We start from the raw sequence: 18,940 nt of genomic DNA on the forward strand, positions 1-18,940 counted from the left end.
TATGATGATAGGAAAAGACTATCGTTTATGAAAGGAGGACAAATGGATACCCGGCATATTACCTATTTTATGGCTGTATATCATCATTTGCATTTTACAAAGGCTGCTGAGCAGCTAGGCATATCACAGCCTACACTTAGCCAGCAAATTCGACTGCTTGAAGCAGAAGTTGGGATGCCGCTCTTTGATCGAATCGGCAAAAAAGTCGTGGCCACCGAAGCTGGTTCGCTGCTTTATCAATATGGCATGAAAATGCTTCAAGCTGAAAGAGATGCAAAAAATGCGATGAAAGAACTATTATCAGAAAAACGAGGAACCGTTCGTCTCGCAGTACTCCCCTCCGATCTTGATTTTCAGCTGGTGCCACTTTTTGTAGAATTTAAAACACTTTACCCCGAAACCAATCTGAAGGCATATTCAAATATCTTCGTGCGTGAAGAAGTCCTTTCGCATAAAGTGGATCTCGGCATCGGGCTGCGAGGGCCTGCGGATAAGCGGCTCGTTCAAATTCCACTTGGAAGTGAGCCTTACGAATTATTTGTTCATTCAGAAAGTGATTTGGCCCAAAAAAGTGAAGTGACATTAAAAGAGCTGGCTCAGCATGCGTTGGTCATGTATCCAAAGGGATATCTAGGAAGGGATTTAGTAGATGACGTATGTAAAGAACAGGGGGTTGAACTAAACACTGCCATGGAGGTTGGGTCCGCGTTTTCGCTATTGCAGCTGGTTGAAGCCGGGATCGGTGCAACCATTCAGCCAAGAGGGTTACTAAAACAACATTCGACATGGCCCAATATTGTTTCGATTCCTATTGCTGAGCCAGCACCTGTCCGGCACTTGGAATTAATTTATTATGCAGATCGATTTGTCAGCAAAGCACAGCAGCAGCTATCTGAATGGCTGATAGACTTTTTCAAATCAAGAACAAATTAAAAAGTGAGGTTAACACATGAAGAATGCAAACAGCATATTTACAAGAACAAACCGAGTTGTTATTCGCCAATTCGATAGACAGGATATTGAAGCATTTTATCAATACCGAGCAAATCCCACAATTGCAAAATTTCAATCCTGGGAAAACTACACATACGAAGATGCTGAATCATTTGTTCAACATCAAATGACACAAAAACCTAATCAACCGGGGACGTGGTTTCAATACGCTATTGCCTTATCTGAGTCCAATCAGCTGATAGGAGATTGCGCCATTCATACACTTGACAGCGAACCTAGAATCGTTGAAATAGGATTTACCCTCGCGCCTGAATACCAAGGAATGGGCTATATTCACGAAGCTCTCAGTTCAATCATCGAATATATTTTTATGAAACTGAACAAACATAAAATCATTGCCTTTACCGATGTGCGCAACGAAAAATCCATTCGAGTGCTGGAACGTTTAGACATGAGACGCGAAGGACATTTGCTGCAAAATTATATGTCGAAGGGGCATTGGGTCGATGAATATCAATATGCCATGCTTCAATCTGAGTGGGCCGCTAAGCGTCATTAAACATTTATTTCCTATTTAAAATTCCTAAATAAGCGCTCCATGGACCCACATCGGTTCGATATCGTTCCGCCATGACCCGAACAATCTGGGACATATGTGTGAAGTCATGGACAACCCACGCAGAAAGTAATTCGCTCACTTGCACGACCCCAAACTCCGGATGAACGCCCTTTTTCTCTAAATCAAGGCCTGAATGTGTCATACGCTGAATGTATGCCACATTCCCCATCCGCACATGATGAAACTCAGATAGTACTTGTTCTATCTCTCTTTCAGAATGGTTCAAATGGGAGTAGCGGTCAAACGCAGGAAATGGTGTATTCTCTCCATCAGCAAGAATCACATTTAATCGAGGAATCCAATTGAATTTCTCTGCTTCAATCAAATGTTCAATGACTTCAACTGGATTCCACGTCCCCTTCCCTTCACGGCTGTGAAGCCAATCCTTCGATAAACCCGACAAAAGACTTTCTAACGTGTGAGGAGTGCGACTCAACATATCCAAAGCTTCATTTAAATTGAAATTCATGTGGTTGCTCCTTTATCCATTTTCTTTATTCTAATGGATTTTGGATAGATTGTAACTTATACCTCAAGACAGATAAAAAAATTCAAAGCCGCTTTTAATCAACCTACTATATAAAAAAAGACCTTTTCTATAATGCTCTCAATACTTTCCGTAAGATGGCTAATTGCATACTTACAGACTGAATACAAGTACGATGATCACTGTAGCTAGGTAAGGAGAGTTCAAGATCATTAGATAATAAGTTTATTAATACATAAATGTCATCAATAATGTTATGATATAAATCATTAATTTATTTCTCGCAATTAAACTCAAAATCCCCACATATGGGAGAAGTCAGCATGAGTTTTTTTAGAGATATAGAATGATTTAAGTAATCTAAAGGGAGAATTGATATGACTCATTTAGAATTCGCATTCGGCTTGCTTCCAATAAGTATTATCGTCGTTTCATTTATCGTCACATTATTTATACAAAAGATTTATTTCATGCCAGTTTTGAGCTTTATGATATTATTCATCCTGACATTTACACTTTTTAATACCTCCTTTTTAGGCTGGGCCATTGTTTACACTTTATTCTCATTCATTACTTCTTTTATTGCATTATTAATCATCAACACTTTACATAAAAAGAAATCCCAAACTAAAATCAAAAAGCCCTTTTAAGGGCTTTTTGATTTTACTATGGTTTTTTCACTGGATGAATGTCTTCGCCTAAAAGAGTGGTAAGAGATTCTCCACTATTTTCTAGAAACTCCGCTATTTCTTTCAGCTCTTGATTGATACGGTCATTCCTTGGCATATCAGGATTTAACAAAAGAATGGAGTGAACAGTCGTGGCTGCTTCGTACAAGACATTTTGATCTTTTATCTGTTTGATGCATTGTTTCATACGATCGAAAAACCATTCAATCTCTTCAATTTCTTCCATCGGATAATGTGCCATTTTAAAAAGATTCTGCTGACGAAGGTCTTGTCTTTCAAAAATTTGTTCAAACTCTTCTTTACTGATATACAAATCCGAGGATTCCTCATCAATCTCTACTACCTCGACCATCACATCTTCAGCTGTATATAACTGCTCAATAAAATCATCGAAAGTATCCGCCAGCTTAAAATCGACTCCCATTTCTAAATCAAAATAGTGAATAGGCGGGTGTTCCTTCGTTTTTCGATAATCCATTGCGATCCATGTATCTTCCTCTCCGCTGATGATCACAAGTCCCTCCGGCAGCTCCAATTCATCACTTAACTGGGAACTATTCATGATGCCATCATCTTTGGCGATTCCTCTTAGATGGTCAAATTGAACATGATCCTCAGCCCATGAATTCGGTTGTTCCGTTGGAAACGCATTACGAACTGTAAAGCCACCATTCCATTCTAAGATGAGCTTTTTATATGTATCAGGTAAAGCGACACCAAGTCTTCCCTCTGCTTCACGAATTTTTTCCTCATCTATCTTTTCTAACGTGAAAGGACTCGCTTCTTCTTTCTCCCAAAAAGGTTCCAAAGTGGATGCCTCCCTATATCTATTGAGATAAGTATAACATTGACCAACTATTCATTTGCTCATTCTACTCTATAAAAAAACAGACTATTAAAGTCTGTTTTAATCTTGTCTATACGTTTTCAGAGGTTGTATTTCGATCAATTATAGTCGTATTTCGATTTGATTTTTGTTGTTCCTCCATTGTTGTATTTCGAATTGATTTTGTTCCAATGATTTTCAAAGTTTCTGCTGTTGAAACACTTAACAATACAATGGATACAATGACTAGTAATTTTTTAATAATCATACAGACACTCTCCTTTTTGAATATCATTTTGAGCTTTAAGAGCCTTTCTGTAATATTCGGCAGCTTTTTCAAAGTCCCCTTTTTTTTCAGAAGATAATCCTATACTTTGAGCAAATGCCTCGACATAGACATATAGTTGCTTTTCCTCAAAATAATCTAGCACTTCTTGAATGGCTTTCTCATTAGCATTTATATAAATCGCTTTTAAAGCTTTAAATAACATCAAACACAACGAATCATTTCTCTCTAAGGAACACTTAAGACCATCTTCTACGAGTGGAGCGGCTTCATCATGTTGACTAGACTTATACAACGACCAACTTAAACTAAATAGGGTGATTGGTTTTATATCAATACTTCGTGGTGTAATAATGTCTAAAACTTCTCTGTAGCGTATGATTGCTTCAGTGTACTTTTGTTGTCGATCATATGTATTTGCTATGTTCAATAGAATTTTAGCAATTAACATATTATCGGCGAGCTCTTCTGCTATAGAAAAAGCTGTATTTAGATGCTCTAATGACTTGTCATATCGCTTGAAATCATCATAATTTCCTGCAATAACAATCAAGCTTTGTATTTGGCGAACGTTATATTGTTCATGCTGCTTATAGATGTCTAAGGCCTTTATAATATGATGCATAGAAACATGAGTTTGTTTCATAATATAGTAGGCTTCAGCCACCTTGAAGTGAAACTCCGCTTGCTCAATATCATCGACAACCAATGCGAGCTGCCTTTCAGCGATCTTATAATATTGGATAGCCTGTATGTATTCTTTCTTACTAAACTCATACATTCCTCTAAAAAAAGCATTATAGTATTGCAGCATGCCAGAAAGTTGATGATTTGAGTTTTCAATTTTATCAACCAAATCAGAAACAGAAGGCGATCGTTTTTCTGAAGGTTTAATATAATCGAGCATAAGCTGGTGTCGAAAACACATTAATTGATAATAAATGAGTAGGTCTTGATCCTCTTCCATTCGCTCAATTTCTCGTTCGACCTCAGCTTTCAAAATCTCTGCATCTGGTACACTGAATTGCCGAATCATTTTATACCATTCATTTATTTTCACACCTACATGTGAAGAAAGAACTTTCTCCATCCCTTATTCCCCTTCCACTGAACTCCCTTATATGACATTTATTATCACATACAAGAATTTACAAAGCACCGAAAAGAAACCGCAAAAAGAACAAATATAGCCTCAGTAAACCTTTGGAACATTTTCATTCTCATCATAAAACAAAAAGGCAGACTCATTTCAGTCTGCCTTCATCTTCTAGATTTCCATGAGCATACCTTTTGTCTTCAGGTAATTGGCATTGAATCATTTAACCACTCGTCACAATGTTCAATAAGCCACCTCAAATATTCCACATATTGACCGACGTGATAGCCATCACAAACAGCATGATGTACTTGAATCGCAACGGGCAAAATGATTTTCCCTTCTTCCACTTTAAATTTGCCTATCGTAAATATTGGCAGTAAATAAATCTCTTTTGTAGATACATTAAGGTTAAAAGAAGTAAAATCAATCCAAGGTAGACTTGAAATACTGAACATGTTCTCTGGCATATGAGGTTTCGGAAATAGGTTGCTGCTTTTGCTAAATGTTTCAATGTCGGCCACACAGCTTTTATAAAACTGAGCAAAGTTTTCGTCATAAGGCGTCCAAATACTTGAAAATGTCTTTGTTTCTTTATTTAGAATCGTATAACTAGGATGGAGAAGTTCCCAATGACCAAGTTCATCGTTTACTAGATCCATCCGAAACTCCGGTATTTTTTGCACAGCTCTTGCTAACAAATAAATTTGCACAGGATATACTTTTAACTTTTTTTCTTTTAATATTGAATGCAGTTTCGTGATGTCTAGATCGATCACCAAGCTATATGAGCATCGGGTTACCTTCATATAATGATGAAAGTGCTCTTTTCTCGGATAATTTTCGTCTATTTGTTTAAACATTTTTATCTCCTCCTGAATGTGATTTACTGTATTCAGGAGGAAACTTTATCTGCTTTCACCACCACAATCATCCTTTCAAGAGATATATTATATTTCAGTCTATCACTTAGCCTACGATAAAACCTTCAGCAACTCTTCGTAAGTCATCTTGCCCAACGTGAATTTTTCTAGTGCTATATATGTTTTCTCCGCTGAGGTATGCATTCTATTATGACATTCATTCACTAACTCATATTCATTTGGTAATGGTTCATGTATATGTTCTTTTTTTCGAAATGCTTCATAATATCTTATACCAAATATTCTCTGAGACATCGCATCGATGTGAATTCCGGCTGGGTTAGGTGCAAGGCCTTTGGCAGTAACATAATAACAATTTTCATGATGATGTGCATATTTTTTAGTTCTTCATTCATCAGTTCATATTCCACACACCCTGCGCCAAATGCTGTTTTTCCCAAGAAATCGCCCAAGCCTCCTATTACAAGCGGAATGTTAGGTACAGATAATTCAGTTCTTAGTTCATGAAATAATCTTATTATTTTTTCATAGTATTCTTTGTATTTCCCATCTTGGCTGTCACTTTCTCCTTGATGCCATAATATCCCTGCCAATTCGCTATTTTCCTTTGCAAATTTAGCTTCACTTATTGCATGACGAAATAATGCTCCATCTCGTGACCACTCATCAATGGAACTGCCCCCCTCTGCACAAGGAATAAGGCCAATCTTCTCTCCTTCATGATCCTTACACCAAGACTCCGCGAAGGAAGCCGCCAATCCTACACCAGCTACCGGTCTATCAAAGTGAATCGGTTCAGTCATCATTTGCCACCTACCATTTCGCAGCATCATGATTCTTTCATTATAAATTGGCGGCACTTCATGTTTGAAGCCTCGCCCCGCCATATTTGATTGTCCAATTAGTAAAAATGACTTCATATTTTTCTCCCCTTCGCTAATTATTTTATCAAATGTGTATTCACCTGAACGTTATCATTTTAGCCTTACTTTGTTTTTCATATTTGTCTACTTTTGTCGAAAGGATAGTAAAAAGGAATTACTTAGTGTAAGATCCTTATGCATCTATCAATCAGGAGGATCTACTTATGAAGAAATATTTTGCATTATTTTTTACATGTTTATTATTGTTAACAGCTTGTAGCAGTGCAGCATCTACTAAAAAACAGCTCACAACAGACAACGTGATTGAAGCGTTCAAAAGTGCTGGACTTGAAGCAGAAAAACCAACTGATCTTGAACAAAAAGAGTTTGGAAATATAAGAGAAGAAGGAAAAAGGATTCTCATTCCTTCTTTAGGTGAAAATGCTGGTGGAAGGATTTTTAAATTTGGAAATGAAACTGACCTTAACCAGGCCAAATCTTACTATGATGAGTTGGGCAATGCTGGATCTATGTTCTTCTCTCACACATATTCAAAAGGGAACTTCCTGCTTCAAATGAACGGAGAAATGAAGGATTCTGAATTTGAAAAATATAAGAAAGTGATGGATGAGGAAATAAAATAGTTTCATATTTTTTACTTATTGCTTCTTTAATCTTTAACAGAGAAGGGTTCTTTACAATGGTCTCTTTGAGCTGGATCGAACCGTCACCTCTACCCTGTCAAGGTAGAGGTATAGAATTCTGTCATTACCAGTGACACCTTCTAATTCACTTCTACCGTTACTACATAAGCTTTTTATCCTCCGGTATTCCTTCGTTTTTTAAGAACTAAAAATGTTACCTCTTTATTCTTAATCTTTGTTGTTTAAATTCTTTGTTAATCATGTTTTTCATCAATATGCATGCATATTGTACCGTTCAAACCTTATAACAAATAACCTATTTACTTCTTTTATTTACAAATGATAACATTCATTAGAGTAGGAGGAATATTTCTAACAGCTAAAACAAAATATTGCATTACTAAATAAGCCTTACATTCCTTGAAAGCCTAATGTCTAAAATATATTCAAAAGTAGGAGTTTATTATGGAAAAACTAAGTTCTTCTAAAGGTTTAATCTTATCAACAGTTGCAGGAATTTCTGTTTTTATATTCACACCTTTTGCAGAAGCAAATGCTACTAAAGCTCTCGAAAAAGAACAGCCCTTTTCTTATTCATCTGTAAAATTTTCTTTTGAACAATCAAAAGAGCCTACAATAGATGAGATTGCACAGTATTGGAATCTCAATGAAGAAGAAACAGTAAAGTTCAAAAAAGTAATAAAAGAAGCTCAATCAAAAACATATGGAGAAGCTACTTTACACGGTAAATTCACTTCGGCTATAAAAGCAATAAAAGGAGCTTATGACCAATTACCAACTAAACTGAAAGTAATGATAGGCGGTGTAACAGGGTTAGAAACCATTCTAATCACTCTCGAACACTATACAGGCGCTCTTGAACATGGTATTTACTTAGGCGCTCTTAAAGTGACTGGAAGTGAAAATGCAGCATGGTGGGTTGCTAAAACCATCATGTTGTTCGTTTTTTAAAATGAACTAAAACACACCTAAATGGAAAACAACAAGGAGGTGCTCGGCTAGTGACACAGGAAAATAAGGCATCCAAAGGTTTGTTAATTACTTTACCCGCCGCTATTATCGCAATTGTGTTGATTTTAGGAAAAATTGATACACCTGTAACAAATATTTTATTTTATGTAGTAGCTTTTGGTGTAATGGGTTTAACTGTTTCAAGCTTAATAAAAGACTACAAAAAAAAGAAAGATTGATTACTTGTCAGGGAGCTGCTTTATGTAGCTCCCTGTTTGTTAAAAACAGGATTATGACCAACACTGAGAAATACAAAAGCCACTCTCGAATATTTGGTTAGTTGGATAGTATTATTATTTGTCGTATTCATTGGCGTTGAAGCGTCTTTTAGAACGATTTTTAGAACGATTTTTAGAACGATCTATAAAATAAGACATCGAAGCGAATAAAGACAAACAAAAAAGCCCCTTTATATAGGGGCTTTTGGTTTATTAACGTAATAATTGAAGTACGTTTTGTGGCTGTTGATTTGCTTGTGCAAGCATAGCTTGAGAAGCTTGAGAAAGAATATTGTTCTTAGTGAACTCACTCATTTCTTTTGCCATGTCAACGTCACGGATACGAGATTCAGCAGCCGTTAAGTTTTCACCAGAAGCACCAAGGTTGTTGATTGTATGCTCTAGACGGTTTTGAACTGCACCAAGTTTAGCACGTTGTGCAGAAACTTGTTTAATAGCTCCATCAACGATTGCTAACTGATCATCAAATCCACCATCGTCATCAGCTGCGATTGTTTCAAATTTAGAAACATCGATGTCTTTAACAGATTTACCTGTCTCAACTGCACCATCTGCGTCTGTAACGCCTAAAGCAGCAGCGCTCATATCTTGAATGCTGACTTTAATTTGTTGTGTAGCATTTGCACCAATTTGGAATACTAAAGCATCACCAGGAGTTGCTGGGACTGCAGGTGTACCTGTACTTGGATCATCTGGATCTGTCGGCGGAATTGCTGGTGTGCCAGGTGTACCTACTCCATTAAACGTACCATTTAATAATTTTTTTCCGTTAAACTCAGTACGATTAGAAATACCATCGACCTCTTCAACAAGCGCTGTGATCTCATCTTTAATTGCAGCTAAGTCTTCACCTTGCTGTGTACCAGTATTTCCAGCTTGTACAACTAGTTCACGAACACGTTGAAGGATTGAGTGAGTTTCAGTCAATGCGCCTTCAGCTGTTTGGATAAGAGAGATACCGTCCTGTGCGTTTTTAGAAGCCATTTCTAAACCGCGGATTTGTCCACGCATTTTTTCAGAGATCGCTAGACCTGCTGCGTCATCTCCTGCACGGTTGATTTTAAGACCAGAAGAAAGTTTCTCCATGTTCTTTTGGCTCGCACCGTTGTTTGCAGACAAACGGTTTAATGTGTTAAGTGCTGCGATATTGTGGTTAATTCTCATTTCCTATTACCTCCGTGTAATTTTTTTAGAGAGCTTATCTGTAAAGTCCATTTGGATGAGAAGCTCTTCCTTAGAATTTTCGATTTCTAAGGCATGTGTATAGTAGTAACGCAGAGCACCTTTTGGCTCTCTTACTTTACTACCGTATGTAACATCAGTTATGGCAATAATCATGAAACCTCCTTCTATTCATTCAAAATGATTAGTCTTGTCACTTTTACGAGACTAGATACCCGCCATAACAATGAATATTATGTTACCTACTATAGACTGAACTTCCATATATTTTAGTTTGTGGAAATTGTTAATTTCACAAATTAGACACATTTAACAAGAAGTAATATCTCGTCTATGTTGTCACATTGGCTTATGTTAAGCTTGTGAAAAAAACATATTCATGTATAATACAATTGATGTATGATGCATGAATTGTAGGAGGGTGACCTTTTTGAAAAGAGAAGATGCCTTAAAACTAAGAACAGATATTAAGAAAATGATTATATTAACTGGGGTTTTCGAATCTCAAAATTTGCCGAATGGACCATTTGAAAAACCTCTACCAACTTCTCAAATGATGGCGTTAGAGGAACTAGAGGTGGAAAGATTAACTGTTTGGCAACTATCCAATAAACTTAGATTAGAGACTTCAACTGTAAGTAGATTGGTAGATAAGTTAGTAAAAAAGGGGCTTGTTTATCGTGAAGTAAATGAAAAAAATAGAAGAGAACTTTTTCTGCACCTCACAGAAAAAGGTCACATTACTGTTAATCGTTTAAGAGAACAATCCCTTACATTTTATCAACGCATCCTCAATAATTTATCAGAATCAGAACAAAAAATAGTTGTGGATGGTTTTGAATTATTTATTAATTCTATTTCTAAGTCTTTTGATTAGAGTGAGGTAAATCATAACCTTTGGAGGATAAAATGAGTTTGGATTTTGAACGTCCTATTATTGAACTAAAAGAGAAATTTGATGAATTAAAGAAAATGATGAAAGAAAATAATGTAGATTTATCGTCAGAAATTCATTTATTAGAAAAACGTTTAAATAAAATGCAAGATGAAATTTATTCTAATCTTACACCTTTTCAACGAGTTCAAATTGCAAGGCTACGTAACCGGCCCACGACATTGGATTATATACCTTTATTGTTTACAAACTTTTTCGAACTTCATGGTGATCGATTATATGGTGATGATAAAGCAATGATAGGTGGTATTGCAAAATTTAAAGGAATGCCCGTTACGGTTATTGGTCATCAAAGAGGTAGAAGTACAAAGGAAAATATAGAGAGAAATTTTGGAATGGCTCATCCAGAAGGATATAGAAAAGCGCTAAGACTGATGAAACAAGCTGATAAATTTAATCGCCCTATTATTACATTTATTGATACAATAGGCGCCTATCCAGGGAAAGGGTCTGAAGAACGTGGAATTTCTGAAGCGATAGCTCGAAATCTATTTGAAATGGCTACGCTTAAAGTGCCAATTGTTTGTATTGTAATTGGAGAGGCATCAAGTGGTGGAGCTCTTGGCATTAGTGTCGGTAACCATATCCATATGTTAGAGTATTCATGGTACTCGGTCATTTCGCCAGAAGGAGCAGCATCTATCCTATGGAAGGACGCTAAGTATGCTCCAGAAGCTGCTGAACATATGAAAATTTCGGCAAAAGATTTAAAACAGTTAGGAATGATTGATGAAATCATCCCTGAAATAAAAGGTGGAGCACAAAATGATATAAAATCACAGGCAAAAATGATTGAGTCTGTAATCGAATCATCTCTAAAAAAATTGATACCATTATCCTCGGAAGAGCTTTTACAACAGCGATATGAAAAGTATAGACAAATAGAAAATATGTAAAGTTCATATTACATTTAGGAGAATTTTTACAAAAAAATTCTAAATAATTTGTAAGTAACCTCTTAAAGTGAATATGCTGATACTATTAAAAGGTGTGAAATCAGTATGAAAAAGGATTTTCTTCCATCAATACTTTTTCTGAATTTCCTCAAATCGTCTTCATAAAAAAACAGACCATGCATGGTCTGTTTTCATTTTGCCCATATGTTTTGAGATTCTCCATCTCTCAGTCGCCGAGCCATATCTAAAGCAAAAATAAGTCAAGATGCCATCGCATCCGGCACGTTTAAACGACATTAATGATTCTTCAATTACAACATTTATGGATTTAATATGAAACTTGTTTATAAAAGTACACCATTGAAAATTATTTATAATGGTACTTAATGCTTTCTTTAGTACAACCTTATCATCATTTGACAAGTTTTGAAGCGCTGTCTTGTTCAGCTCAATTGTTGCTGCTTCAACTTGATCTCTAATGACTAAAGATTTTTGAGTAGCCTCTACTAAAATATTTCTTCGATTGTTTCGATCTATTGTGCGTTCAATTAAGTCAGCTTTTTTCATTTTATCTAAAATACCAGAAACGGTTGAGGCTTCTAAAAAATAACCCTTGTTACGCAAGGGTTTCAACGATGATTACGATTGGGCTACCTCAGTTATAGTTTTTTGATTGTTTAGCTCGAAGCCTTATTCTGCTTAAATTATAAAATAATAAACCGGATAAAGATTCTACCCTTTCCCTGTATAAAGAATTGGTCAAATTAATCTGATAACGTATTTAATCAGTGTGTGCGATAGCCTTGACTTCAATCAATTGCTCTGGGAAAGCCAGATATGTCACACCAATGAGACTGCCAGCTGGTCTGTGTTGACCTAAGTATTCCTTGAATAGATCTATGACCGTTTCGGAGTGTTCTTGTGGATTTGTTAGAAAAATTTCCACATATGCAATGTTGGATTTCGTGGCTCCCAATTCCACCAATACCCGATCAAGGTTCTCAAATGTTTGTAGAGTCTGAACTTCAATATCCTCTTTACCAACGAACATACCATTTTTATCGTATGAAAACTGACCTGAAATGTAAATTGTTCCTTTAACGCTATATCCTTGGGTAATACCGTGATCCCATAGATTGTGATTGTAGGTTTTAATATTAGTCATTGTTTTCTCTCCTTTATTTCAGTATAAAATGAATATAAATAAAAAAATAGTACGCACTATTTAGATAGCTACTATCAGAAAGGATAGTGTCAATATGAGTATGGCTGATTATAGAAAAACGGGTAATATCCAAGAGACACCTTTTGGATATACTTTATCAGTTATAGGAGGCAAATGGAAAATGCTAATTCTGTATCTCCTTTCGGAAAATCAACCCGTTCGTTTTAATGATATGAAAAGGAGACTTGGAACGATTACCTTTAAAACATTGAGTGCACAACTTAAAGATTTGGAAGCAGATGGGATGATTATACGAAAGGAATATCCACAAGTCCCCCCTAAAGTGGAATACAGTCTTACAGATAAGGCAGAAACACTTTTACCAATTTTAGAACAGTTATGTGATTGGGGAGAGAAAAATCGAAGTAATTAAATTCTTTTTGTATACATAATTCAAAGTATTGACTATGAAGAGACAAAAGAAAAGCAGCTTTTGATAAAGCAATGGAGCGTATAGGGAACTTCTAATCTTAATGAAAAAGATAGTAATGATTAGGCCCCATCCGTCCCAATAAAAACAGACCCTGCAGGGTCTGTTTTTATTTTGCCTATACGTTTTGAAGTTGTGTTTTGATCAATTGAAACAGCAATGAAAATAGCAGATAATGTTCAAATAAAAAAAGCCCCAAAAAGGGCTTTTTTATTAATAGACTTCATGCTTAACCAAAGTAGCCGTTTTCTGCGGTTTGAAAATCATTTGAGGAATTTATATGTACAGTGGTTGTAATCCCCATTAATAAGGTAAGGCTTAATATCATAACTTTCAAGTGCTTCATTCAGCTTCCTCCTCCATCCATGTCAATTTTTTGGCCTGTGATTCCAAACCTTCATCAAAGTATTTTGATGCCAGTTTGTAATTATCCTGCTTTTTATAAAATCTTGCTGCCATAATTGACAATTCTGCGGCATCTGTCCAAAGTTTTTGATTTTTCAGTACATCAAGAGCTGCGTCGAGCTGAATTTCATCATCTGTTACATATATTAAATGTATGATATTTAACTTAGCAATATACGCATTGTCAGCTAATTCATTCGCTAACATGAGTGACTCGTTGTGTGCATCCAGCCCTTCAGCTTTTTTATCTAACTGGAAGAGTACACGCGCTAACATGTAATTTGTTCTCATATACAGTGGTTTGTGTGGCTTTTTTAATTCAACCGAAAAGACATTTTGTAAACATTCTAAAGCTTGCTGAAGCTTTCCTTGACGCTCATAACATATCCCAAGATTGAAATACCCTAGCGCTTGTGGCAAATCAACTTTAGATTCTGCTGCTAAATTAATAGCATCCTTATAGGTGGATTCAGCTTGTACAAATTGGTTTAAATCCATCTTATTTGATGCGATTACCATTAGAGTAGTAGCAACTCGACTCTCTTGTAAATCTGCTGATTTAAAGCTTTCTAAAGCTTTTTTGGCGTGGTTAATGGAGAAATGATTTTGTGCGATTTCGTAGTATGCAATTGAAAGCTGATAATTAAATTCAGCACGTTCTAAATCGTCAGGAATGTTTCGAAGTCGGGTCTCTGCAATATGATAATAGTTGATAGCGTCTGAAAAGCGCTTTTTATAAAACTCATACATGCCATTGAAGAAGAAACAATAATACTGAATCATGTCATCCGTTTTCTGCTTCTCTTCAATGTCTATTTGCTTCAATATATCTTTTGATCCCTCAAACTCCTGTGCCAACATTTTGTATCTGGAATCAATCAAGTTAAAGTATAATAAGACATTTTGATCTTCTTCCATATTTTCAAAGGCTATTACGATCTCTTTTCTCTTATTTTCAGCCTTTAGAATGTCCTGTTTCTTTATATATCCGTACCAATCACCGATCATTTTAGCAACAAATGGGCTTGCTACTTTTTCTCCCAAACAAACCTCCCCCTGTCCATTCCTTTATTTTCCCTATAATTACATATATTATCATCCGTTTGAATATTCCACACCGAAAAGAAACCGCAAAAAAGAACAAAAAAAGAGAGACGAATTCACCTCTCTGGTATGCCTTTTATTATTTGATGATACTCCAAATAAATCTTCCACTAGTATGGCCTGTTTTTTGTGCCCAAGCTTACTAAAGGAAACTTGTTTTCATAGCAATATGTTCTCCGAGATTTACTTTAAGTGGATCTTTATTTTTTTCTAAAAATTTAGCAATTTGATTTAAATTTCCATTAATTTTATCGTTGATTGGCATATTGGGATTCAATAAGAGAACGTTGTTAATCGTAGAAGCTACGTCATAAAGATCATCTTCATCTCTTGTTTTTTCAATGTGATATTGCATCTTTTTAAAAAACCATTCAATTTCGTTCAAATCAACCATCTGGTGAATAAAGTTCGTCTCCCAATCAAAAGAAACAGAACAAATATTTGTTGCCCAAAAAACAAAAAACCCTTGCGTAGCAAGGGTTTCAACGATGATTCCGACTGGGCTCGAACCAGCGACCTCTACCCTGTCAAGGTAATGCTCTCCCAACTGTTTGTCAAGAGGGGTCAAAATATTGATTTAACAACTTCTCCGTTCATTTTGTTACCCCAATTATACAGAAATGACTGCATCTCATCAACCATTTTTGCCAACATATTCAAATCGGTATCCAGACGAATGTACTTTGCCCGTTTTCAAATAATGATGTACTGTTGGTCGCTTAATATTTAGTTGCTGACTGGCATATCGGACGGAATCGAAAACCACTTCCTCATTGTCCTTGATTGCAACTATTTGTTTGCTTGGAGTATTTTCTCGCAATCTAGTTTTTAGTTCTTCGGTTTTCCTTTCATTGTTGCACCAAGCATAACCAAATTCATCTTGCAAAATAGCAATTGACTCCATTTCAAATTGATAGCATTCCTCGGGATTGTCAAAACGAGCAACAATCTCGACATTAAACCCACCATAATAATTGACCACAACTTCATGCCATTTAACTGGACGATTCCTTGTTTCATAAGCCCTTTCTGGATTTCCACCTTGCCAGTTTGAACCAACATAAAAAATGATATTTGTACGTGGTATTTTGTGAACATAAACGTAGTACTTCATTACCAAGCACCTACTTGCTGTTCCGTAATTGATTCAGTTTCGCTTGGCGATTCAATTAATTCATCATTTTCAATTTCATTGGACAAATTAGAAATTTTAACTTCCGCAACTACATTTGGCGAACCTTTCAATTTAACAACTTCCACTTCTAAGTCAGCAACAATTGCCCGCATTCCTAAAATATCATCTAAAGTAGCGTTTCTGAAAACAGCTCCTTGTCCCAAATGTTTTTCCGTAATTTCCCTACAAATACTAAACTTATCGGCTTTTGCCAATTTCACTCCTAGAGCATTCCCTTTGTTTATCAGTTGTTCATGCTCTTCTTGAAGTTTTTCGACTGATTCTGGAGTTGCTTCTACCTCAACCTTTTCTTCAGGAAATTTTGCTACATTATTAGCAATTTCCTTTTTGACTTTTTTGCTAGGTTTCTTAGATTTTTTTACATCAACCACAGGTTCCTTCACGACTTTTGATTTTTTAACTGGGTCAGCAGTGAACTTAGTCTCAAGGATTTTCACTTCGTTACGAACTTCGATTTTAGCAACATTCTCTTCAAGCACAAATACCGCACGACCATAACCTTTAAGAGTTGTTCTGATGTCCTGTGTTTTAACAATCTTTCTAATTTTATATATTGAAACGTCAAATAGCTGTGCTAAGTCAGCCACCTTGTAATATACTTTTCCGTTATAAATTAATCTGTTAATCATTGTTCATACCTCCATAGTGTATATGCTCATTATGTAATTAGGAGGGTTTTATGTAATTGTTCCATTTGAGTACTACCCTGCTGGGCGTATTTGTATATTAGCACCCATATCCGAACTTAGTCAACATGTTTTTACAAATTTTTTCAGCAAAAACCGAACTATATGAAAATACTAATAGCAAATCGTTCGTGATTTTGAATATTAATATTCAATTAGTATGTATTTCTCGCTAATTTGCATAGGGCTGCAAATTGCGTTTATACGGTGTTTTAATCCGTAGTACGTTGAAAAAGCTAAAATTGAAATTTACCCTATGCAAATGCGAATTTGAAACGAATAAAAAAACGTCCTCAAAAGGACGTTAATCGAATAAGTTTGATTCTGGAAATGTTAATTTTCCAAGCATTTTTCCATAGCCAATTACAGTTTGTATTGTTCCCCAACTTTCATTGGCTTGGTTTGCTTTATCCATTGCACTTCTAAGTATTCCATCTGCTTGTTCTGGAGTTTCAGCAGTAATTACAGTGAAAACTTCTTGGAGCAATTGAAAGGTTTGCTCGTTTATCTCATTGTTTTTCCGTACTAATGAAATAATTTGCTCTATTCCTTTAGTGTTTTCAGCAATTTGTAATAGTGCTTCATGGCTTTCTTCTTCTCGTTGAAATTTGGCACGATTCGTTTCTTGTACTTGATTGTAAATTTCATTTAAATGAGCAGTGGTATTTCTAATGGCTGCATTTAAATTTTGGTTACTTTCTACAATTCTGGGTATGTTAAGTTTGGCTAATGCTTCATCAGTAATGTTGAGTTTTGGATATTTGTTGCTCATATTATCACCTCCCAATTACTCATTCGACAGCTAGGAATTTTTTCCTGCAAAGTAATAGTAAGTGTCATGATATAAATTAAAACGCACTAGCGGTAAAAGCTGTGCGTTTAGTGATGTTCTTTCATATAATCTTTTTGTAATTGTTTCAACGCTTCTGCTCGTTGTTCAGCTCGTTCCTTCATTATCGGTATTTTAGCTTCCATCACTGGGTTTTTCGGTAATGCAACTTTTAGAAATTGAATCATCATAACGCTTATCATTATACACATCACTACGGTCAAGCCAATATACGTGGCTATCGTTTTAATGTTGTTCATTACAAATACCTTCAATGTATGATTGACCGTTAAGCTCGGCAATATCCTGACGTAATTTCGGTGTGTCCTGAAAGGCGTATACTTGCCAACGCTCATTATTTCGATTTCTAGTAGAATACAAAAAATTATTGTCCAATCTCACAAGCTCAACGAACAAAGTTTTTTTGTAAATAAGCTTTACTGGCAATTTCTCTTCCATTGAATCATCTCCGGTTTGGTATTTTTGGCTACGAGAATACCGTACTGGCCGTACGGTGTTATTATTGTCGACATATATAATGTATATAGCGACTCATGGAATGACCATTTTACCGTTAATACTTTTAACGGATATGCCCGCTATAATATAGCGGTGATGGTTGTAGGGATAATATCACTACAACCTAAATGAAGAATTTATTCATTCAGACCTGACGCATTTTTTTATTCACCTGCTAACTTTACTAAAGTCAGATGCTTTACATGTTGTGAAGGTTGCGGTTACCACCGCACCCTATGAAGGCGATACTCTCGCCCTAAATCCCATAAGGCAATAACTTAGCATTAATTTCTTCAATCCACTCTGGCTCAGTCATGTTGCTTTCGTGCCAATGAGTTAGATTAATAACAACCGTCTCATAGATGCTATACGGTAATGATTGAAATTCTGCCATATCGTCTAGCGTTATTGTGAATGTTTCCCCAGTTACATCATCAAAAGCAATTCCGTTTTCCAATCTCACAGCTTTATTGCGTGCCATATCGAATACATATTCCATGCTAACCACTCCCTAATAATTGGTATTTATTCCATCATAAGACGGCAAAATTGGCACGTCTAGAGACAATTTAAAATCTGATGTATAAAATTTGCTCATCAAATTTAATAGTTTTAATGAGCAAAAAATGCTCATCAGATTTTGACGAGTAAAAATTGCTCATCAAATAAATTTGATGTGTAAAAAATGCTCATCAGAACCAATCTGACGAGCAAAAATTGCTCACAGATAATATACAAGAAAACATAACAATATAACGTGAAACGATTCGCACGAATCGTTGCCCTAGAAATGCTCCGTTGTCGCATTTCAGATGGCGCAACTGTTTTCCTTCGGAAGGTCCTTACATATTAAATACAATCAATATAATTCTATTAACGTTAAAAAAATATAAAA

At 35.7% G+C, this 18,940-nt stretch carries 27 protein-coding genes; 9 read left to right on the plus strand and 18 right to left on the minus strand.

Annotated elements, in window-relative coordinates; all coding sequences use genetic code 11:
- The first annotated feature begins 42 nt into the window (after nucleotides 1-42).
- Nucleotides 43-933 carry a LysR family transcriptional regulator gene (locus M1D84_RS12890; protein WP_458106265.1) on the plus strand — a complete coding sequence of 297 codons (891 nt, stop codon included), beginning with the start codon at nucleotides 43-45 and terminating at the stop codon, nucleotides 931-933.
- A gap of 16 nt (nucleotides 934-949) precedes the next feature.
- Nucleotides 950-1,513, plus strand: a complete 564-nt coding sequence (locus tag M1D84_RS12895; protein ID WP_458106266.1) for a GNAT family N-acetyltransferase — start codon at nucleotides 950-952, stop codon at nucleotides 1,511-1,513.
- A gap of 4 nt (nucleotides 1,514-1,517) precedes the next feature.
- Here M1D84_RS12895 and M1D84_RS12900 read toward each other — a convergent pair whose 3' ends face one another.
- Nucleotides 1,518-2,042, minus strand: coding sequence for a DinB family protein (locus M1D84_RS12900; RefSeq protein ID WP_458106267.1), 525 nt, complete (start codon nucleotides 2,040-2,042; stop codon nucleotides 1,518-1,520).
- Between the two features lie 395 nt (nucleotides 2,043-2,437).
- Between M1D84_RS12900 and M1D84_RS12905 the strand changes: the two genes are divergently transcribed.
- Entirely contained in the window at nucleotides 2,438-2,710 is a 273-nt protein-coding gene (locus M1D84_RS12905) for a DUF2651 family protein (RefSeq protein ID WP_411262776.1), read from the plus strand.
- Nucleotides 2,711-2,726: 16 nt separating this feature from the next.
- Here the strand turns inward: M1D84_RS12905 and M1D84_RS12910 are convergent, their stop codons facing one another.
- The 5 genes from M1D84_RS12910 to M1D84_RS12930 all read right to left on the minus strand — a co-directional run bounded on the left by M1D84_RS12910 (nucleotide 2,727) and on the right by M1D84_RS12930 (nucleotide 6,761).
- A complete protein-coding gene (locus tag M1D84_RS12910; protein WP_458106268.1) occupies nucleotides 2,727-3,557 on the minus strand; it encodes an SMI1/KNR4 family protein in 831 nt (276 codons plus the stop codon).
- Between the two features lie 109 nt (nucleotides 3,558-3,666).
- Nucleotides 3,667-3,843, minus strand: a complete 177-nt coding sequence (locus M1D84_RS12915) for a hypothetical protein (RefSeq protein ID WP_034621741.1) — start codon at nucleotides 3,841-3,843, stop codon at nucleotides 3,667-3,669.
- Complete coding sequence (locus M1D84_RS12920; protein WP_458106269.1) at nucleotides 3,833-4,951, minus strand: response regulator aspartate phosphatase; 1,119 nt, start codon at nucleotides 4,949-4,951, stop codon at nucleotides 3,833-3,835. Before M1D84_RS12920 ends, M1D84_RS12915 begins: the two co-directional genes overlap by 11 nt.
- A 206-nt stretch (nucleotides 4,952-5,157) precedes the next feature.
- Nucleotides 5,158-5,820, minus strand: a complete 663-nt coding sequence (gene catA, locus M1D84_RS12925) for a type A chloramphenicol O-acetyltransferase (protein WP_458106270.1) — start codon at nucleotides 5,818-5,820, stop codon at nucleotides 5,158-5,160.
- A 290-nt stretch (nucleotides 5,821-6,110) separates the two neighbouring features.
- On the minus strand, nucleotides 6,111-6,761 hold the full coding sequence (locus tag M1D84_RS12930; RefSeq protein WP_458106271.1) for a sialate O-acetylesterase: 651 nt from the start codon (nucleotides 6,759-6,761) through the stop codon (nucleotides 6,111-6,113).
- A 167-nt stretch (nucleotides 6,762-6,928) separates the two neighbouring features.
- Between M1D84_RS12930 and M1D84_RS12935 the strand changes: the two genes are divergently transcribed.
- The 3 genes from M1D84_RS12935 to M1D84_RS12945 all read left to right on the plus strand — a co-directional run bounded on the left by M1D84_RS12935 (nucleotide 6,929) and on the right by M1D84_RS12945 (nucleotide 8,559).
- Entirely contained in the window at nucleotides 6,929-7,348 is a 420-nt protein-coding gene (locus M1D84_RS12935; RefSeq protein WP_448815911.1) for a stress protein, read from the plus strand.
- Nucleotides 7,349-7,813: 465 nt separating this feature from the next.
- On the plus strand, nucleotides 7,814-8,320 hold the full coding sequence (locus tag M1D84_RS12940; protein ID WP_216100266.1) for a hypothetical protein: 507 nt from the start codon (nucleotides 7,814-7,816) through the stop codon (nucleotides 8,318-8,320).
- Nucleotides 8,321-8,370: 50 nt separating this feature from the next.
- Nucleotides 8,371-8,559, plus strand: coding sequence for a hypothetical protein (locus tag M1D84_RS12945; RefSeq protein WP_059377832.1), 189 nt, complete (start codon nucleotides 8,371-8,373; stop codon nucleotides 8,557-8,559).
- A gap of 252 nt (nucleotides 8,560-8,811) precedes the next feature.
- On the opposite strand, the gene hag is transcribed toward M1D84_RS12945, so the two are convergent.
- Both hag and M1D84_RS12955 read right to left on the minus strand, forming a co-directional pair.
- Complete coding sequence (gene hag / locus M1D84_RS12950; protein ID WP_458106272.1) at nucleotides 8,812-9,783, minus strand: flagellin Hag; 972 nt, start codon at nucleotides 9,781-9,783, stop codon at nucleotides 8,812-8,814.
- 6 nt (nucleotides 9,784-9,789) lie between these two features.
- Nucleotides 9,790-9,957 carry a hypothetical protein gene (locus M1D84_RS12955; RefSeq protein ID WP_181950595.1) on the minus strand — a complete coding sequence of 56 codons (168 nt, stop codon included), beginning with the start codon at nucleotides 9,955-9,957 and terminating at the stop codon, nucleotides 9,790-9,792.
- A gap of 274 nt (nucleotides 9,958-10,231) precedes the next feature.
- Here M1D84_RS12955 and M1D84_RS12960 point away from each other — a divergent pair, with 274 nt between their 5' ends.
- Both M1D84_RS12960 and M1D84_RS12965 read left to right on the plus strand, forming a co-directional pair.
- Entirely contained in the window at nucleotides 10,232-10,678 is a 447-nt protein-coding gene (locus tag M1D84_RS12960) for a MarR family winged helix-turn-helix transcriptional regulator (protein ID WP_073204781.1), read from the plus strand.
- Nucleotides 10,679-10,710: 32 nt separating this feature from the next.
- Nucleotides 10,711-11,652 carry an acetyl-CoA carboxylase carboxyltransferase subunit alpha gene (locus M1D84_RS12965; protein ID WP_458106273.1) on the plus strand — a complete coding sequence of 314 codons (942 nt, stop codon included), beginning with the start codon at nucleotides 10,711-10,713 and terminating at the stop codon, nucleotides 11,650-11,652.
- Nucleotides 11,653-11,811: 159 nt separating this feature from the next.
- On the opposite strand, the gene M1D84_RS12970 is transcribed toward M1D84_RS12965, so the two are convergent.
- Both M1D84_RS12970 and M1D84_RS12975 read right to left on the minus strand, forming a co-directional pair.
- Entirely contained in the window at nucleotides 11,812-12,285 is a 474-nt protein-coding gene (locus M1D84_RS12970; protein WP_458106274.1) for a hypothetical protein, read from the minus strand.
- Nucleotides 12,286-12,433: 148 nt separating this feature from the next.
- Nucleotides 12,434-12,817, minus strand: a complete 384-nt coding sequence (locus M1D84_RS12975) for a RidA family protein (protein WP_044334827.1) — start codon at nucleotides 12,815-12,817, stop codon at nucleotides 12,434-12,436.
- A 94-nt stretch (nucleotides 12,818-12,911) separates the two neighbouring features.
- On the opposite strand from M1D84_RS12975, the gene M1D84_RS12980 reads away from it, so the two are divergent.
- Nucleotides 12,912-13,250 (plus strand): winged helix-turn-helix transcriptional regulator, encoded by a 339-nt coding sequence (locus M1D84_RS12980; protein ID WP_024424994.1) that lies wholly within the window; start codon nucleotides 12,912-12,914, stop codon nucleotides 13,248-13,250.
- 399 nt (nucleotides 13,251-13,649) lie between these two features.
- Here the strand turns inward: M1D84_RS12980 and M1D84_RS12985 are convergent, their stop codons facing one another.
- The 8 genes from M1D84_RS12985 to M1D84_RS13020 form a co-directional block, all read right to left on the minus strand.
- Entirely contained in the window at nucleotides 13,650-14,756 is a 1,107-nt protein-coding gene (locus tag M1D84_RS12985) for a Rap family tetratricopeptide repeat protein (RefSeq protein ID WP_044334825.1), read from the minus strand.
- Between the two features lie 202 nt (nucleotides 14,757-14,958).
- Nucleotides 14,959-15,363 (minus strand): hypothetical protein, encoded by a 405-nt coding sequence (locus M1D84_RS12990; RefSeq protein ID WP_458106275.1) that lies wholly within the window; start codon nucleotides 15,361-15,363, stop codon nucleotides 14,959-14,961.
- A gap of 87 nt (nucleotides 15,364-15,450) precedes the next feature.
- Nucleotides 15,451-15,930 (minus strand): hypothetical protein, encoded by a 480-nt coding sequence (locus M1D84_RS12995; protein ID WP_458106276.1) that lies wholly within the window; start codon nucleotides 15,928-15,930, stop codon nucleotides 15,451-15,453.
- Nucleotides 15,930-16,640, minus strand: a complete 711-nt coding sequence (locus tag M1D84_RS13000) for a hypothetical protein (protein WP_458106277.1) — start codon at nucleotides 16,638-16,640, stop codon at nucleotides 15,930-15,932. The genes M1D84_RS12995 and M1D84_RS13000 overlap by 1 nt, the downstream gene beginning before the upstream one ends.
- 361 nt (nucleotides 16,641-17,001) lie before the next feature.
- Nucleotides 17,002-17,469, minus strand: a complete 468-nt coding sequence (locus M1D84_RS13005; RefSeq protein ID WP_458106278.1) for a hypothetical protein — start codon at nucleotides 17,467-17,469, stop codon at nucleotides 17,002-17,004.
- 107 nt (nucleotides 17,470-17,576) lie between these two features.
- A complete protein-coding gene (locus M1D84_RS13010; RefSeq protein ID WP_458106279.1) occupies nucleotides 17,577-17,786 on the minus strand; it encodes a hypothetical protein in 210 nt (69 codons plus the stop codon).
- Entirely contained in the window at nucleotides 17,773-17,985 is a 213-nt protein-coding gene (locus M1D84_RS13015; protein WP_458106280.1) for a hypothetical protein, read from the minus strand. The genes M1D84_RS13010 and M1D84_RS13015 overlap by 14 nt, the downstream gene beginning before the upstream one ends.
- A 316-nt stretch (nucleotides 17,986-18,301) precedes the next feature.
- On the minus strand, nucleotides 18,302-18,544 hold the full coding sequence (locus tag M1D84_RS13020) for a hypothetical protein (RefSeq protein ID WP_458106281.1): 243 nt from the start codon (nucleotides 18,542-18,544) through the stop codon (nucleotides 18,302-18,304).
- Nucleotides 18,545-18,940: the final 396 nt, after the last annotated feature.

The organism is Bacillus sp. PK5-006 (assembly GCF_054161415.1).

What these genes read in the sequence shown, in the direction of transcription:
- M1D84_RS12890 (WP_458106265.1), top strand. Translation starts at nt 43, where the DNA reads ATGGATACCCGGCATATTACCTATTTTATGGCTGTATATCATCATTTG.
- M1D84_RS12895 (WP_458106266.1), top strand. Translation starts at nt 950, where the DNA reads ATGAAGAATGCAAACAGCATATTTACAAGAACAAACCGAGTTGTTATT.
- M1D84_RS12900 (WP_458106267.1), bottom strand. Translation starts at nt 2,042, where the DNA reads ATGAATTTCAATTTAAATGAAGCTTTGGATATGTTGAGTCGCACTCCT.
- M1D84_RS12905 (WP_411262776.1), top strand. Translation starts at nt 2,438, where the DNA reads ATGACTCATTTAGAATTCGCATTCGGCTTGCTTCCAATAAGTATTATC.
- M1D84_RS12915 (WP_034621741.1), bottom strand. Translation starts at nt 3,843, where the DNA reads ATGATTATTAAAAAATTACTAGTCATTGTATCCATTGTATTGTTAAGT.
- M1D84_RS12920 (WP_458106269.1), bottom strand. Translation starts at nt 4,951, where the DNA reads ATGGAGAAAGTTCTTTCTTCACATGTAGGTGTGAAAATAAATGAATGG.
- catA (WP_458106270.1), bottom strand. Translation starts at nt 5,820, where the DNA reads ATGTTTAAACAAATAGACGAAAATTATCCGAGAAAAGAGCACTTTCAT.
- M1D84_RS12930 (WP_458106271.1), bottom strand. Translation starts at nt 6,761, where the DNA reads ATGAAGTCATTTTTACTAATTGGACAATCAAATATGGCGGGGCGAGGC.
- M1D84_RS12935 (WP_448815911.1), top strand. Translation starts at nt 6,929, where the DNA reads ATGAAGAAATATTTTGCATTATTTTTTACATGTTTATTATTGTTAACA.
- M1D84_RS12940 (WP_216100266.1), top strand. Translation starts at nt 7,814, where the DNA reads ATGGAAAAACTAAGTTCTTCTAAAGGTTTAATCTTATCAACAGTTGCA.
- hag (WP_458106272.1), bottom strand. Translation starts at nt 9,783, where the DNA reads ATGAGAATTAACCACAATATCGCAGCACTTAACACATTAAACCGTTTG.
- M1D84_RS12955 (WP_181950595.1), bottom strand. Translation starts at nt 9,957, where the DNA reads ATGATTATTGCCATAACTGATGTTACATACGGTAGTAAAGTAAGAGAG.
- M1D84_RS12965 (WP_458106273.1), top strand. Translation starts at nt 10,711, where the DNA reads ATGAGTTTGGATTTTGAACGTCCTATTATTGAACTAAAAGAGAAATTT.
- M1D84_RS12975 (WP_044334827.1), bottom strand. Translation starts at nt 12,817, where the DNA reads ATGACTAATATTAAAACCTACAATCACAATCTATGGGATCACGGTATT.
- M1D84_RS12980 (WP_024424994.1), top strand. Translation starts at nt 12,912, where the DNA reads ATGAGTATGGCTGATTATAGAAAAACGGGTAATATCCAAGAGACACCT.
- M1D84_RS12995 (WP_458106276.1), bottom strand. Translation starts at nt 15,930, where the DNA reads ATGAAGTACTACGTTTATGTTCACAAAATACCACGTACAAATATCATT.
- M1D84_RS13000 (WP_458106277.1), bottom strand. Translation starts at nt 16,640, where the DNA reads ATGATTAACAGATTAATTTATAACGGAAAAGTATATTACAAGGTGGCT.
- M1D84_RS13005 (WP_458106278.1), bottom strand. Translation starts at nt 17,469, where the DNA reads ATGAGCAACAAATATCCAAAACTCAACATTACTGATGAAGCATTAGCC.
- M1D84_RS13010 (WP_458106279.1), bottom strand. Translation starts at nt 17,786, where the DNA reads ATGAACAACATTAAAACGATAGCCACGTATATTGGCTTGACCGTAGTG.
- M1D84_RS13015 (WP_458106280.1), bottom strand. Translation starts at nt 17,985, where the DNA reads ATGGAAGAGAAATTGCCAGTAAAGCTTATTTACAAAAAAACTTTGTTC.
- M1D84_RS13020 (WP_458106281.1), bottom strand. Translation starts at nt 18,544, where the DNA reads ATGGAATATGTATTCGATATGGCACGCAATAAAGCTGTGAGATTGGAA.